Genomic DNA, 14,631 nt, shown 5'->3' with positions numbered 1-14,631 from the left:
CCATCAATAAGCCGCACTTGCCGCCGCTTTTCTACATATACGCCAAAGCACCCGATCGGGTTTCACTGCCGTATGGTTATTTCAACTCTACGACAGTAGCGCCCAATCCGCCTTCGCCCTGTCCGCCCCAACGAAATGACTTGACCAGACGGTGGTTGCGCAGGTATTTTTGAATCCCTAGCCCGAGCGCACCTGTTCCTTTGCCGTGAATAATCGAGACTTGATTCAGGCCGTCAAGAATGGCCTCATCGAGATATTTATCGATTTGAATAATCGCATCCTCTACCGTATTGCCCCGCACATCAAGCTCCATGCGCACCGGGTCGCGTGCCGAGCGAATTTTGGTAATCTGCTGTGTGACCTGCGGTTTGGCCGATCTCAGCTTTTCCAAATTGTCGGCTTTTACGTTCATTTTTACAATGCCGATTTGTACCTGAAATTCTTTATCGCTGACTTTGCCGACAATCTCGCCTTTCTGGTTGAAGGAAAGCACACGTACCTCGTCGCCCACTTCCAGCGGCTGCTGGTTAAGCGGCACGCCTGCTTTCTTCGGTTTTTTCTTTTTACGCAGTGTCGGTGAAGCTTCTTCCAAGCGTTTGCGCGCCTCAATTAACTTATGTTCTTTGATGCCGGCCCGCTCTTCCCTGGCAATTTGCCGCAGCTCGGCGATAATCGTCTCCGCTTCTTTGCGGGCTTTTTCCACAGCCGTGCGCGCTTCTTCTTCTGCCTGCTGATAGAGCCTGTCTTTTTTCTCGTCCAGGTTTGCCAGTTCGCGCTCCAATTCCCGGCGTTCCCGTTCCAGTTCAGCCCGCAGTTGCTCGACCTCCCGGCGCTCCGCCTCCGCTCTGCGCTGGTTTTCTTCAAGCGATGCAATCATCGTGTCGATTTCCGTTTCTTCTGTTTTCACAAAATTGCGCGCCTGGGCCAGAATGTTCTCCGGCAGACCGAGTCGCGACGCAATGGCGAATGCATTCGAGCGGCCCGGAATGCCGACCAACAGACGATAGGTCGGACGGAGCGTCACTTCGTCGAATTCGACGCTCGCATTGACAATCTGCGGGCGATCATAAGCATACGCCTTCAATTCGCTATAGTGTGTCGTTGCTACCAACCGTGCGCCGCGTTGATGAACATAATCGATAATCGCCATCGCAAGCGCCGCCCCTTCGGTCGGATCAGTGCCGGCGCCCAGCTCGTCGAACAGCACAAGGCTACGGTTGTTTACATGCTGCAGAATATGCGAAATGTTGGTCATATGGCTTGAGAATGTACTCAGGCTCTGCTCGATGCTCTGCTCATCCCCAATATCGGCATAAACACCTTCAAAAACCGCCATCTCTGAACCCTCATCCGCCGGAATCTGCAGGCCGGCCATTGCCATAAGCGAGAACAAACCGACCGTTTTCAGCGATACGGTTTTCCCCCCGGTGTTCGGACCGGTTACAACGATTGCCGTATAGTCCCTGCCAAGCTCTACGTCAATCGGCACGACTTGACTTGCCGGAATAAGCGGATGGCGTCCTTTTTTAATGCGCAGATAGCCGTTATCGTTAATAACCGGTTGTACAGCTTTAAGCGTATGTGCGTATGACGCCTTGGCGAAAATAAAATCGGCTTCCGCCAGGCATTCCACATTATGCAGCAGCACCTCTGATACTTCCGCTACTTTCGCCGAGAGCGAAAGCAGAATCTTCTCTACTTCGCGTTCTTCTTTCATCTTTAACTCACGAAGCTCGTTGCTGATATTGACGACCACCTGCGGCTCGACGAACAGCGTCGCGCCGGATGCGGACTGGTCGTGTACAATCCCGCCAAACACATGACGGTACTCCTGTTTAACCGGAATGACGAACCGGTCATTACGAATGGTGACAATCGGCTCCTGAAGCATTTTTTGTGTACTGCTGTTGCGAATCATCTGCTCCAGCCGCTCACGGATGCGCTTCTCCGCGCCGCGAATCTGCCCGCGCACCTGTGAAAGCGCCGGACTTGCCGAATCCATCACCATACCGTTCTCGTCGATGGCACGGTTAATCTCATTCTCTATTCCTTGCAGGCGTTCAACCCGGTTTAGCAATTCTTCGAGCAGGGGCAGCGGTTCCTGTTCAACAATCGATGCAATGAATGCTTTCAGACGGCCGCCGCCGTAAAGCGTAGAGGCAATATCCAGAAGCTCCGCCGCATTCAGCATTCCTCCCATAGCGGCCCGCTTACATGCCGGTCGGATATCGCGGATACCGCCCAGCGGAACACTGCCGCGCAGGCGCAGGACGGTACTCCCTTCATAGGTTGCCTGTTGACGGCGCTGCACTTCTTCATAGTTCGTAGAAGGAATAAGCGCTTCTACTTTTTCTCTTCCCAGTGAGGAAGAGGCATGGGTTGAGAGTTGTTCGATTATTTTATCGAATTCAAGCGTTGTAAACGTACGTGCTTCCAAAAGAAATCTCCTCTCAATATAAATCAATCTTGATGGAATGGCATTCTTTGTAGTTGATTGATCCTTACATTAGTATACGTGTCAAACCGTTAACGACATGTTTTAATGTCAAGCCGTAATTATTATACCATTTCATGCAAGGAAAGGAGAATTCCCGCCTGTCTTCAAGTTAGTATTCGGACTTTATCAGCACTTTCTCCGTTTCACTCATACCGGCATATCGCTGCATAAAAAAATAGACGCCGACAATCGCAATCGGATACAGGACGGACCAGCCTACAAACGGAAAAACTCCAAGCGTAAGAATGAAAGAAATCCAACTGATCCCTACTCCCAACCGGCTTCCCCGCAGCAGTCGAACGCCCGCCGCACAGCCGCCTAGATATGTCAAAATAAATGTCGCGTTTGGAAATTGAATCAATGTCGTCAGCGATACGGCGCCGGTTCCATACAGCGCAAGGATAAGCACAAAGCATCCTGCCAGAAAAGCCAGCCCTCCCGTCGGGGTCGCATAACGTCCGGACATTCTGCCCAATGCCTTTGGCGCTTTTCCCTCATTCGCCAGTGCAAAAGCAAGCCGGGACGCTGCACCCGTATAGGCAATAATTGTCGCCGTACAAATGAACATCCCTGTGATTCCGACGACAGCGGCCCCGCCTGTGCCAAGCAAATGCCCTACCACCAGCACCAGCGAAGCGGACGAATCAGACGCTCCGTAACTGTGCGTACCAACGGTGGCAAGCGCGGTGAGAAAGTATAGCAGCCCAACCAGCACCGCCGCGATGGTCACGCCTTTAATCGCTTCACGCTGCGGATCCACGAACTCTTCCGACAGATGCGACACGGCTTCCCAGCCGATAAAACACCAGAACAGAATCGCCGCCGCCTGGCCGACGCTTACCCAACCATGCGGCAGAAACGGAGTAAAGTGGACTGCCTCAATACTGGGCATAGAGCCTGCCACCGCAAACAGCAGCACAGCGATAATGGCGAGTACGACAGCCACCTGCATCTGCCCGGCTACCTTCATTCCGAAATAATTAAGCAAAAGCCCTGTTGCCAGCATCAGGGCGGCAATACCTATCTTCCATCCCTCTGCCAGTTCAAAGGCTGCCGTCATATAACCGGCTCCTGTGAGCGCGGCTACCGGAGCGCCTATTGGTACCGAGGCCAGAAAAAACCACCCGGTTAATGCTCCCGCCTTCGTACCGAATGCGCGTGACACAAAATACGCCACTCCGCCCGCATTCGGAAATCGGGCCGATAGAAGCCCCATCACCAACGCCATGGGCAGTACCAGTAGCGTCATTAACCCCCAGGCCAGAAGCGAAGCCGGACCGGCTATTTCCGCGGCAAGTCCCGGTACGAGCAGCACCCCGGAACCAAGCACCGCGCCTACATACAGCGCTACCGCCTGCGGCAGGCCGATTGTTTTTATCATTTTCCCCTTTGTTCCCATCTTTCCTGCTCTCCTTCTCTTTCATTTCTTCTTGCATTTGCCCCTATCGTAGCAGATAATAAATCCATCAGTAAAACAGATAGATAAGATAGAAATCATCTAAAAAACCGATGGGAGGCAAAAAAGAGATGGAACTGCGCCATCTGCATACATTTAAAACCGTGGCGGAAACCAAAGGATTTACAAAAGCGGCCGAAATGCTTTCCTATGCACAATCCAGCGTCACTGCCCAGATTCAAGCACTGGAAGAAGAGCTGGGGACGAAGCTTTTTGACAGGCTTGGTAAAAAGATCGTTCTCACTACCGCTGGCGAGAAGCTACTCTCGTACGCTTCGCAAATTCTCGAACTGCATGACAATGCCGTTCAGGAACTGACCGCAGGCAGCGTTCCGGCTGGAACGCTTACCATCGGTGCCCCCGAATCGCTGGCCGCCTTTCGTCTGCCGGCGATTATCCGCGAATACACCAGCCTATACCCTCAGGTAAAAATCATCCTGCGGCCCGGGGTATGCTGGGAGCTGCGCAGCCTCGCGCGCAGCGGAGAGCTTGACATCGTATTTCTTCTGGAACCGGAAGTTCAGGAGCATGATTTGCATATCGAAACGCTTGTCATCGAGAAAATGGCGATTGTCGCACCGCCGGATCATCCGCTCGCCCTGCGTTCCGTTATCGAAGCGGAAGATTTAAAAGAAGAGACGTTGCTGCACACCGAGCCGGGTTGCAGCTACCGTACGCTATTTGAGAAGCATCTGAACAGCTGTGGCGTATTCCCGGGTACCGACCTGGAATTCTGGAGCATCGAAGCGATCAAAAATTGCGTCATGTCAGGCCTGGGGCTGTCCTTTTTGCCTCTTATTACAGTAGAAAAAGAGATTGCCGAAGGCAAGCTGAAAGCGCTGCAGTGGAATGACGAGCCATGCCGGGTTGCCACCCAAATGGCCTACCACAAGAAGAAGTGGCTTTCCCCGGCCCTGCAGGAGTTTCTCAGGCTGGTGAAGCAGCATGCGCGATTCTGGAACGAAAGAGCATCCGCCTGCTCTTCCAGCCAGACGATTTGACAGTGAAGTAAGAAAGGCCACCACGAATGTGACGGCCTTTCTTGTGCGTACTACAATGAATTTGTATTTTCGCTTGTCGTTGATAACGGATTTTGTATCATTTCTTTTACCCATTGCGCCAGGTCGGAGGAGTACGTAGTAGCATACGAAGCGAACAGCGACGTATCCAGGGTCTGCTGCACAGTCGGAATCGGCAGCAGAGAAGCCACAGCCAAAATGATAAACAGAATCAGCCCGTTTTTCACTGCGCCGACGATTCCACCTGCAAGCCGGTTCACAATGGATAGACCCGGCAGCTTCGTAATTCTGTCCAAGAAGCCCCCGACCAGGCGTACGGCAAGACCCGTAGCAAATGCCAGCAATGCAAATGCAACGATATTATAGATCGCATGCTGCACAATCGGAAAACCAGCAACAGCCCCAAACGATCCACTCGCTTCTGCACTGGACAGAGGAACCCATTCCGCAAGCTTGGCCGCTACCGGACGATAGTACATAAAGGCGACCACAAACGAAGCGATAAAACTGGCGACGCGCACCAGCTGGCCGATCAGGCCTGTTCTGTACCCACGCCATACGCTCAACACCAGTAATACCAGTATGACGATATCGAGAATATTCATGCTGATCTACTCCTTGTCCGCTTCCCGCTCCTCTTCCTCTTCTTCGTGCTCCGCGTCTTCTTCCATTTCTTTTGATGCTTTCTCTAGCAGTTTAATCAACTCTTCATATTCCATACGCAGCCGGAAATACTCATCAGCCATATTAAGCGCCGCAAGTACCGCCAGTTTATTCGTATCCAGCCGGGGATTGCCTGCGGCGATTTGCCGCATTTTATCGTCCACATACCCTGCGATCATGCGCATGTGGGACGAGCTGCTGTCCCCTTTCATGGTGTAGTATTGTCCATATATTTCAACGACCACTCGTTCTTTATTCTGTCCTGACACACTACGTCCTCCTCACGTCCTTGTACATAACTATATTGTACACAATACCATAAATAAAGAAAGCGGTGGAAACGAAAAGGGGATGGTAAAACGAACGAGGAGAGAAGCCCGCGGACGTTTCTCCTCGTTCGCGGGTGGAAGGAAAAAAAGAGAAGAAAACAAGGAGAGGATTTCAATGTAGAAAAAGGCGGTCGCCTTTTTCTACCCTGGATCTTATCTCCTCTTTCTCTCCTTCTTTCTTCACGATTTTCACAGAAAAAGAAGGAGACATCTCCCGCCGTCTCCTCCTTCTTCCTAACGATTAGCCGCGCAATTCAGCTCCGCATTCGGCGGCCAGAGCCTCTACTACTCTACCGTGCGCCGCCTGTATTTCTTCGTCGGTCAATGTACGTTCCGGATCACGGTACGTGCAGGACAGCGCGACGCTTTTCTTATTCTCGCCAAGCCTGTCGTCTACGTACACGTCAAAAATGCGCACCGATTCCAGCCATTCGCCGGCGGACGCCTCGATAACTTTCTGAAGGTCTCCTGCGCTGACACTGCGGTCAACCACAACCGCAATATCACGGCTGATGGCGGGATACTTCGGCAGCGGTATCATCCCCTGGTGCATCGTCGAAAGCTCAAGCAGCAAATCAGCGTCCAGTTGAAATACGTATGTCTCATCTACGTCATATTTCTGCTGAGTAGCCGGATGAACCTGACCAAGATACCCGGCTGGCCGCCCCTGCAAAACAAGCTGCGCCGTTCTTCCGGGATGCATGCCTTTTAAGTCTTTTGCCGGGCGGTATTCAATCCCCGTAATGCCCAGGCGGTTCAACAGCACGTCCAGGATCCCTTTCACGAGGTAGAAATCCACCGGCTCCGCTTTCTGCTGCCAGTGCGGTCCTACCCAGTTGCCGGTCAGAAGGCCTGCCAGCGTCAAACGCTCTTCCGGCAGCTTGCTTACCGTCTCTTCATCGCTTAAGAATACTTTGCCCAATTCGAACAACGCCAGATCGCGCTGTTTGCGGTTGATATTGTAGGCAGCCGTGTCCAGCAGGTGAGGCAGCAGGTTGACGCGCAGTACGCTGCGTTCTTCACTCATCGGCATCGCCAGCGGAATCGGACGGGTGCTACGATATATCGTCGCAAAATCGTGCGCCATGTCCGGGTGCGTAAACGAATACGCACTTATTTCATTCAGGCCTGCTCCGTTTAATACCTGACGGATCGTGCGCCGCAGCATTTGTTCGCGTGTTAGAAGTCCCTGCGTATTATCGCCGTACGGCATCGTTGTCGGAATATGGTCATAGCCGTAAAGACGTGCAACCTCCTCAATTAAATCGACTTCGCGCGTAATATCTTGGCGGCGCGTCGGTACGATAACTGTAATTGCGTCGTCTCCCGTCTCATAAGCAAATGACAAACGATCAAAAATAGAAGCGGCATCCTCAAGTGAGAGCGATGTACCCAGCAATCCGTTCAAACGGGAGATGCGCAGGACAACTTTCTTCTCCTCCGGAAGCGCAATGACCCTGTCCGCTTTTCCTTGGGCTACCTGGCCGTCCGCCAATTCCGCCATCAGCGCAGCCGCACGATCAAGCGCACGCTCTACCGCCTGCGGATCGACTTCCTTCTCGAAACGCAGGCTCGCTTCAGAACGCAGCCCCAGTTTGCGCGCGGTCTTGCGGATGGATGAGCCTGCGAAATGCGCCGACTCAAGCAGAATCGTATCCGTCGTCTCTGTCACTTCAGAGTTGGCGCCACCCATGACGCCTGCGATACCAATCGCTTTGGATCCATCCGTAATCAGCAGCATTTCTTCGTCCAGTGTTCGTTCTGTATCGTCAAGTGTCGTCAGCGTTTCGCCCTGTTTGGCGAGACGAACGACAATGCGTCCATTTTCTACTTTGGCGTAATCGAATGCATGCAGCGGCTGGCCGGTTTCCAGCATGACATAGTTCGTGATGTCGACGATGTTGTTAATCGGGCGTACGCCTGCAGCCATCAGGCGGTTTTGCATCCAGAGCGGGGACGCGCCCAGCTTTACGCCCGAAATCATGCGTGCCATATAGCGATTACACTGCTCCGGCGCTTCGATATCTACGGTTACTTTTCCCTCGATGGACGGGCCGTTCTCTGGCACGTTCGTCTCCGGCAGCTTTACGTCGCGGCCAAGAATGGCCGCTACTTCATATGCCACGCCAATCATGCTTAAGCAGTCCGAACGGTTCGGCGTCAGACCAAGCTCAAGCACCGCGTCATCGAGTCCGAGCACCGATTGAATGGGCTGTCCGATTTCAAGCTCCTCCGGCAGTACAAGAATGCCTTCCTGGGTTTCTTTCGGCATCAGTTTGTCATTGAGGCCCAATTCCTTCGCGGAACAAATCATACCGTTGGACGTGACGCCGCGGAGCTTCGCTTTTTTAATCTTAAAATCGCCCGGCAGTTTGGCTCCGACAACCGCTACAGGCACCTTTTGTCCGGCCGCGACATTTTTGGCGCCGCAGACAATCTGCAGCAACTCGCCGCTGCCTACATCCACCTGGCATACGCTTAGCTTATCCGCATCCGGGTGTTTTTCTTTTTCCGCTACATAACCGACAACAACGTCGGTTACGCCTTTGTTCAAGTATTCCACCGCATCAACTTCCACGCCGCTGCGGGTTAGTTTCTCGGCAAGTTCTTCCGGCGTAATGCCGGATAGGTCCACATATTGCGCCAACCAGTTATATGAAACTTTCATTGTCTTCCATCCTCCTCTATACCCGGTTAAACTGCTTCAAGAAGCGTACATCGTTCATATAGAAATGACGGATATCATCAATGCCGTATTTCAGCATCGCAATACGGTCAATCCCCATACCGAATGCAAATCCCGTGTACTTTTCAGAATCGTAACCAGCCATCTCCAGTACCCGCGGATGCACCATACCGGAGCCGAGAATTTCAATCCAGCCTGTGTGTTTACAGGTCCGGCAGCCTTTGCCGCCGCACATGCTACAGGATACATCCACTTCTGCGCTCGGCTCAGTGAACGGGAAGAAGCTCGGCCGCAGACGGATTTGGGAGCCTTCCCCAAACATTTGACGTGCGAAGTTCAAAAGTACTCCTTTCAAATCACTCATACGCACATTTTCGCCGACCATTAATCCCTCTACCTGATTGAATACATGGGAATGGGTCGCATCGTCATTGTCCCTGCGATATACACGGCCCGGACAAATGACTTTTACCGGGACTTCCCCTTTCATTCTCTCCATTGTGCGTACCTGAACCGGAGAGGTATGGGTACGCAGCAGGATATCTTCAGTAATATAAAAAGAGTCCTGCATATCGCGTGCCGGATGGTCCTGCGGCAAATTCAGCGCTTCAAAGTTATAGTAATCAGCTTCGACTTCCGGTCCTTCCGCAACGATAAAGCCCATCCCTAAGAAAATGTCTTCGATTTGCTCGGTTACCAATGTAAGAGGATGACGATTCCCCATCTGTATCGTGCGGCCCGGCAGTGTTACATCAATCGACTCGCTGGCGAGCTTCGCCTTGATTTCAGCCTGCTCGGCCGCTTCTCTCTTCTCTTCAAGCTTGCTTTCGATAGCCGAGCGCACTTCGTTGCCTAACTGCCCGATTACCGGACGCTCTTCTGCGGACAGCTTGCCCATGCCCCGCAGAATTTCCGTCAACAACCCTTTCTTGCCAAGATATTTTACGCGCAGTTCCTGCACCTGCGCGGTCCGCTCGATTTTTTCCAATTCCTCAAGCGCTTCCGCTTTCAATGCTTCCAATCTTTCGCGCACTGTATAACCCTCCTTAATAAATTTTGGTAAAAAAGAAAGAGAAAGAAAAGAACGAGGGGATGAATTCAATGCGGAAAAAGGCGAACGTCTTTTTCTTCACCTGAACCTTTTTCCCTTCTGCCCCTCCTTCTTTCCTCATGATTTTCACAGCAAAAAACCTCTCGCCCGGTAAGGGGCGAGAGGTCGCGGTACCACCCTTGTTCGAAAGCAGGCAAACTCCTGCTTCCATCTTACAGCCTGATAACGGAAAAATTCCGTGTCCCCCTACTTTTGCGTTCAGGGGCCGGCTCAGGAGTGAATTCGGTGAACGAACTGTCTCGAAGATGCTTTCAGTCACGGCATCTCCTCCCTGGGAGCGTCCCTTTCACGTACTTGTCTCCGTCTGTGCCTTTGTCAATATAGCGCTATGTAAATCAGGTCATTTGATGATAGATTATATAGCATACAAAGAAAATGCGCAAGTGTGCAAAAATTACACTTGCGTATTTTTTCCTACCTTTGCAGTGAATTATGGCATATACTAACAATAGGACATTTTTACCTGTGTTATTAATACTGCTAAAGGAGAAACGCATGAGCCGATTAGACACCATTCTGTATGACAAGAAGTTCACCTGTACTCACTGCGGATACGAGTTCACCAGCAAAAAAACACGGCTGCGCCGCAGCCATCCGTATAAGCGTGACCCTGATTTCTGCGAGCATTACGAAGACCATGCCGAAAATCCGATTCTGTATCATGTCGTTGTGTGTCCGCAGTGCGGATATTCCTTCAATGACCAATTCCGCAAAGAAGTACCTCCACAGCTGGAGCAGCTTATCGAAGAGAAAATCACGGCAAACTGGACAAAAAAGGACTATACCGGCATCCGCAGCATCCCGGAAGCCATAGCCACTTATAAACTGGCAATCTTCGCGGCCAATATCAGACGGGAACCCCACTGCGTACTGGCCGGTCTGTGCCTGCGTCTCGCCTGGTTATACCGATACCAAAAGAAAAAAGAACACGAAAAACGCTTTTTGGAACTGGCACTCAAAGAATATGAGGCTTCCTATGAACAAGGAGATTATATGCGCGCTGGCATGTCGGAAATTAAGCTTACCTATCTTATCGGCGAGCTGCACCGCCAGCTCGGAGATTATAATAAAGCACTGCGCTTTTTCTCTAAAGTTATCGAGCATCCGCTTAAAGCCAATGAACCTCAGATGGTGCGTGCCGCTCGCGATCAATGGCAAAACATGCGCGAGGACATGAAACGGCAGCGGGAAGAAGCCGAAAAGAAAGATATCGAAAAAAAATAGGGCAGTGTACCTATCTCATACGCTGCCTTACTGCCTCATACATCATAATGGAACCCGCAATCGCTGCATTCAGAGATTCGGCGCGTCCGTGAATTGGAATAATAACATTCTGGTCGGTAAGCGCCAATACTTCATCGGAAATGCCGCTTCCTTCATTTCCGATAACCAATGCCGTCGCGCCTGTATAAGAAACATCCGTATATGGTCTGGATTCCTGCAGGCTTGTTCCGATAATACGCAACTGGGGCTGCTGCTGCTTCGACCGTCTGATGAATTCAGGTATATTTTCCTGCCAGATCGGCAGATGGAACAGCGAGCCCATTGTGGAGCGAAGGGTTTTACTATTGTATAAGTCCGCACTGCCATCTCCGATAACGACTCCGTCGAAGCCGGCCGCATCCGCCGTACGAATCAGCGTTCCGACATTGCCCGGGTCCTGCAGTCGATCAAGCACGAGCAGCAGGCAGTCCTCCGGCAATGCTTCAGGACGTCTCTCCCCCTTTTCCGCTACAGCCAGCATACCTTGAGGCGTTTTAGTTTCCGCTATCTTTTCCAGCACAGGCCGGCTCACCTGAATCAAGTCAGTGCTTCCGTGCGCCCGCAGGTATGTGTTCAACCATTCCGGCACGTTCGCTTCTTCTTCCAGCAACACCGCTTCCAGTATAATGCCTGCCCGGCATGCTTCCTCCACAATATGCGGACCTTCCAGCAGGAAACGTCCTGTCTTCTCCCGCTCTTTGCGGGTGTGCAGCTTTGCCCACCCTTTTACGCGCGGATTCTGCACCGAGATAATCGTTTCCATCCGTATACTCCTTACTCATCTATTCTGTCTGTCAAGATTCTTCCTCGAATTTCTTCAAATCGTCATTATGTCCGATTACGATAAGAATATCCCCTTCATGAATTGTATCCGAAGGATTCGGGGCAATATTGAATGAATTGCCGCTCTTAATCGCCATAACGTTAACGCCGAAGCGGGCCCGAACGTCCAGCTCCATAAGATTCTTGCCATCCATAGCCTCAGATGCCGCTACCTCGGCGATACTGTATTCTTCCGCCAGTTCAACGAAGTCAAGCACGTTTGGCGAGACCAGGTTATGGGCGACGCGCAGACCCATGTCGCGTTCCGGAAATACGACGCGGTCAGCACCCACCTTGTAGAGCACTTGTCCATGCCGTTCATTCTGCGCTTTGGCTACAATCATCTTTACGCCCATCTCTTTTAGAATAAGCGTTGTTAGAATACTGGCCTGAATATCCGCACCAATCGCCACGACTACAACATCGAAATTTCGGATACCCACTTCGCGGAGCGCCTGTTCATCCGTCGAGTCCGCCTGTACCGCATGCGTGGCAATATTGATATGATCCTGGATACGTTCCTCGTTTTCGTCAAGAACCATGACATCGTATCCCATATTATAAAGCGCCTGCGCCACACTGGCGCCGAAACGGCCCATACCGATGACCGCATAAGATTGACCTGCCATGCATTTCCACCCCTTTACAAATCCGCTTTTTATTATACCACTCTCTTTCTAGTCTTTTCGATAGGGATGAAAATAAATCATTCCGGTGAAACTATGGTACGAAGCCATTTGGTTATTAGGTGAAGGAGCGTGGAGCAAATGAACATTTCCAACCTTGATTTGCGTGCGGCGATCATGCAAAACATGCAGGGTTCATCTAAAGAAGATGTACGCCATACAATTGTGGACGCTATCACCAGCGGTGAGGAAAAAACGCTGCCCGGCCTGGGCGTTCTGTTCGAATTGCTGTGGCGGGAAGCTAACGATCAAGAGAAAAACAAAATGGTCGATTGTATCTACAATCAAGTTCAATGAGGTAGAAGCAGAGCGGAATAGTAAAAACTCCCGGATAAATGAACTCCGGGAGTTTTCATTTGTTTCTTTATTAATATTCGCCGCGCTTAATTTTGGCGACAGTGTCTTCGTCGAGCTTTTTAATCGTTTCAGTGATAAGTTTAACTGCATTGTCAATATCGTCACGATGCAGGATGGCAGCGTGGCTATGGATGTAGCGGGTGGCGATGCCGATAACGATGGACGGTACGCCTTTGCCGTTCAAATGCATACGCCCTGCATCGGTGCCGCCGCGCGCCATTACGTCATACTGGAACGGAATATTATGCTCTTCCGCCGTCTCCACCACCAGTTTGCGCAGGCCGGGATGGCCAATCATGGACGCATCATACAGCAGAATCTGCGGTCCCTCCCCGATTTTGGACATGGCATCCCCTTCCTTGACGCCCGGAGTATCGCCGGCAATTCCCACATCTACGGCGAACGCAATATCCGGATCGATCGCGAACACGGATGTTTGTGCACCGCGCAGGCCCACTTCCTCCTGTACCGTACCCACGCCGTAAACGGTATTCGGATGATCAACGCCTTTTAGTTCCTGCAGTGTCTGAATAGCCATGGCGATACCGACACGGTTATCCCAGGCCTTCGCCATCATGATTTTCGGATTGGTCATGATCGTGAACGGACAAATCGGCACAACCGTATCGCCCGGGCGTACTCCGTATTCTTCGGCCTGCTCCTTGCTGGAAGCTCCGATATCAATGAACATATCCTTTATATCAACCGGCTTCTTGCGTGCTTCAGGCGACAGGATATGCGGAGGTACGGAGCCGATAACCCCTTCGATGACTCCGTTTCGTGTCTGCACGGCGACGCGCTGCGCCAGCATCACCTGTTCCCACCAACCGCCAAGCGGCTGGAATTTCAGAAATCCTTTGTCCGTAATCATGGTTACCATAAAGCCCACTTCATCCAGGTGGCCGGCCACCATAATCTTCGGTCCCTTGTTCCCTTTGCGCGCCAGCAAGCTTCCCAGATTGTCGGTCGTCACCTCGTCGGCGTACGGCTCTATGTACTTGCGCATAACTTCGCGCACCTGGCGCTCATGACCCGGAACACCGGGGGTTTCGGTCAGCTCTTTGTACATCTGCAATGTCTTATCTTCCATAATGATTCCTCCCGTGTTGTTCTATACAGAATATAGAATGCCAAGCTTTACCTTTCCTATCCATATTATCGCATACTTTATACACATACTAAAACAAAAAGGAGGGCTTGAAGTGGCAAAACGTGTCATTCTTAACCTTTTATATAAAGCGGTTATGTTTCCAGGCGTTCTTTATTTACTGTCGATGCTCTTTCCCCGACAGCTTACATTCGGAAGTGTGAATCACTGGCTTGATGTAAGCCTGCTACTGATAATCATCGGCCTGCTTGCCGATGAAGCGGTACTCGGCATGTACGGGATTTACCTCGCCACGCTTCAGGGAGCGCTCGCTATTGTCGCTATCGTCTACATGTCCGGTTGGCTGTTCCCCGAAAGTCAGATTACGCTGCCCGGCGGCATCCTGGCGGGTACTGCTTTAGGAATGGTAGAATTTATCATGCATCGTTATATTCGTGCGAACCAGAAAAAACATAAACTGCATTCTCCTTAATAGGCTCACAAAACACATAATTGACAATTCCCTTTTCCTAGACAAGCTTTATAAAATATTTCTACAAAACATGAATAATTTACAAGTATTCGTGATAGTTATGAAATATACACAACGATTATCTCACATCTCCTGAGTAAGGACCGTCTCTGGCCAAACCAA

Annotated in this window: 13 protein-coding genes and 1 other annotated feature; of the genes, 4 read left to right on the top strand and 9 right to left on the bottom strand. The window is 51.3% G+C overall.

The genetic code is table 11. The features are described 5' to 3' along the window. Positions 1-76 precede the first annotated feature (76 nt). Together ADA01nite_RS13180 and ADA01nite_RS13175 are read right to left on the bottom strand one after the other, a co-directional pair. The gene (locus ADA01nite_RS13180) at positions 77-2,437 is read right to left on the bottom strand and encodes an endonuclease MutS2 (protein WP_146810595.1); all 2,361 of its coding nucleotides are present in this window, start codon (positions 2,435-2,437) and stop codon (positions 77-79) included. A 169-nt stretch (positions 2,438-2,606) separates the two neighbouring features. Beyond that, positions 2,607-3,896 carry an amino acid permease gene (locus ADA01nite_RS13175; RefSeq protein ID WP_146810593.1) on the bottom strand — a complete coding sequence of 430 codons (1,290 nt, stop codon included), beginning with the start codon at positions 3,894-3,896 and terminating at the stop codon, positions 2,607-2,609. Between the two features lie 128 nt (positions 3,897-4,024). On the opposite strand from ADA01nite_RS13175, the gene ADA01nite_RS13170 reads away from it, so the two are divergent. Further along, positions 4,025-4,954 (top strand): LysR family transcriptional regulator, encoded by a 930-nt coding sequence (locus tag ADA01nite_RS13170; protein WP_146810590.1) that lies wholly within the window; start codon positions 4,025-4,027, stop codon positions 4,952-4,954. A gap of 50 nt (positions 4,955-5,004) precedes the next feature. Here the strand turns inward: ADA01nite_RS13170 and ADA01nite_RS13165 are convergent, their stop codons facing one another. The 4 genes from ADA01nite_RS13165 to pheS all read right to left on the bottom strand — a co-directional run bounded on the left by ADA01nite_RS13165 (position 5,005) and on the right by pheS (position 9,683). Continuing rightward, the gene (locus tag ADA01nite_RS13165; RefSeq protein ID WP_146810589.1) at positions 5,005-5,577 is read right to left on the bottom strand and encodes a CvpA family protein; all 573 of its coding nucleotides are present in this window, start codon (positions 5,575-5,577) and stop codon (positions 5,005-5,007) included. Between the two features lie 6 nt (positions 5,578-5,583). Continuing rightward, entirely contained in the window at positions 5,584-5,904 is a 321-nt protein-coding gene (gene zapA / locus ADA01nite_RS13160) for a cell division protein ZapA (RefSeq protein WP_146810587.1), read from the bottom strand. A gap of 301 nt (positions 5,905-6,205) precedes the next feature. Continuing rightward, on the bottom strand, positions 6,206-8,632 hold the full coding sequence (gene pheT / locus ADA01nite_RS13155) for a phenylalanine--tRNA ligase subunit beta (RefSeq protein WP_146810585.1): 2,427 nt from the start codon (positions 8,630-8,632) through the stop codon (positions 6,206-6,208). A 16-nt stretch (positions 8,633-8,648) separates the two neighbouring features. Then, positions 8,649-9,683: a phenylalanine--tRNA ligase subunit alpha gene (pheS, locus tag ADA01nite_RS13150; protein WP_146810583.1), complete on the bottom strand. Its 1,035-nt coding sequence runs from the start codon at positions 9,681-9,683 to the stop codon at positions 8,649-8,651. Between the two features lie 168 nt (positions 9,684-9,851). Further along, positions 9,852-10,077 (bottom strand) — a binding site (T-box leader). A gap of 179 nt (positions 10,078-10,256) precedes the next feature. Here pheS and ADA01nite_RS13145 point away from each other — a divergent pair. Next, positions 10,257-10,985 (top strand): DUF2225 domain-containing protein, encoded by a 729-nt coding sequence (locus ADA01nite_RS13145; RefSeq protein ID WP_170230277.1) that lies wholly within the window; start codon positions 10,257-10,259, stop codon positions 10,983-10,985. 10 nt (positions 10,986-10,995) lie between these two features. Here the strand turns inward: ADA01nite_RS13145 and ADA01nite_RS13140 are convergent, their stop codons facing one another. Together ADA01nite_RS13140 and ADA01nite_RS13135 are read right to left on the bottom strand one after the other, a co-directional pair. Beyond that, complete coding sequence (locus ADA01nite_RS13140) at positions 10,996-11,787, bottom strand: TrmH family RNA methyltransferase (RefSeq protein WP_146810579.1); 792 nt, start codon at positions 11,785-11,787, stop codon at positions 10,996-10,998. 31 nt (positions 11,788-11,818) lie between these two features. After that, positions 11,819-12,475, bottom strand: a complete 657-nt coding sequence (locus ADA01nite_RS13135; protein WP_146810577.1) for a potassium channel family protein — start codon at positions 12,473-12,475, stop codon at positions 11,819-11,821. Positions 12,476-12,613: 138 nt separating this feature from the next. Here ADA01nite_RS13135 and sspI point away from each other — a divergent pair, with 138 nt between their 5' ends. Then, positions 12,614-12,829 (top strand): small acid-soluble spore protein SspI, encoded by a 216-nt coding sequence (gene sspI / locus ADA01nite_RS13130; RefSeq protein ID WP_146810575.1) that lies wholly within the window; start codon positions 12,614-12,616, stop codon positions 12,827-12,829. A 70-nt stretch (positions 12,830-12,899) separates the two neighbouring features. Here the strand turns inward: sspI and ADA01nite_RS13125 are convergent, their stop codons facing one another. Beyond that, complete coding sequence (locus ADA01nite_RS13125; protein ID WP_371863560.1) at positions 12,900-13,979, bottom strand: M42 family metallopeptidase; 1,080 nt, start codon at positions 13,977-13,979, stop codon at positions 12,900-12,902. A 112-nt stretch (positions 13,980-14,091) separates the two neighbouring features. Here ADA01nite_RS13125 and ADA01nite_RS13120 point away from each other — a divergent pair, with 112 nt between their 5' ends. Then, a complete protein-coding gene (locus ADA01nite_RS13120; RefSeq protein ID WP_170230276.1) occupies positions 14,092-14,469 on the top strand; it encodes a DUF2512 family protein in 378 nt (125 codons plus the stop codon). The last annotated feature ends 162 nt before the right edge of the window (positions 14,470-14,631 follow it).

Origin of the sequence: Aneurinibacillus danicus (assembly GCF_007991215.1) — a bacterium.
Classification (GTDB): domain Bacteria; phylum Bacillota; class Bacilli; order Aneurinibacillales; family Aneurinibacillaceae; genus Aneurinibacillus; species Aneurinibacillus danicus.
This window is presented reverse-complemented; position numbering and strand designations above follow the sequence as displayed.

Coding starts and splice junctions, on each gene's coding strand:
- ADA01nite_RS13170 (WP_146810590.1), top strand. CDS start 4,025: ATGGAACTGCGCCATCTGCATACATTTAAAACCGTGGCGGAAACCAAA.
- ADA01nite_RS13140 (WP_146810579.1), bottom strand. CDS start 11,787: ATGGAAACGATTATCTCGGTGCAGAATCCGCGCGTAAAAGGGTGGGCA.
- ADA01nite_RS13145 (WP_170230277.1), top strand. CDS start 10,257: ATGAGCCGATTAGACACCATTCTGTATGACAAGAAGTTCACCTGTACT.
- pheT (WP_146810585.1), bottom strand. CDS start 8,632: ATGAAAGTTTCATATAACTGGTTGGCGCAATATGTGGACCTATCCGGC.
- ADA01nite_RS13135 (WP_146810577.1), bottom strand. CDS start 12,475: ATGGCAGGTCAATCTTATGCGGTCATCGGTATGGGCCGTTTCGGCGCC.
- ADA01nite_RS13125 (WP_371863560.1), bottom strand. CDS start 13,979: ATGGAAGATAAGACATTGCAGATGTACAAAGAGCTGACCGAAACCCCC.
- sspI (WP_146810575.1), top strand. CDS start 12,614: ATGAACATTTCCAACCTTGATTTGCGTGCGGCGATCATGCAAAACATG.
- ADA01nite_RS13175 (WP_146810593.1), bottom strand. CDS start 3,896: ATGGGAACAAAGGGGAAAATGATAAAAACAATCGGCCTGCCGCAGGCG.
- ADA01nite_RS13165 (WP_146810589.1), bottom strand. CDS start 5,577: ATGAATATTCTCGATATCGTCATACTGGTATTACTGGTGTTGAGCGTA.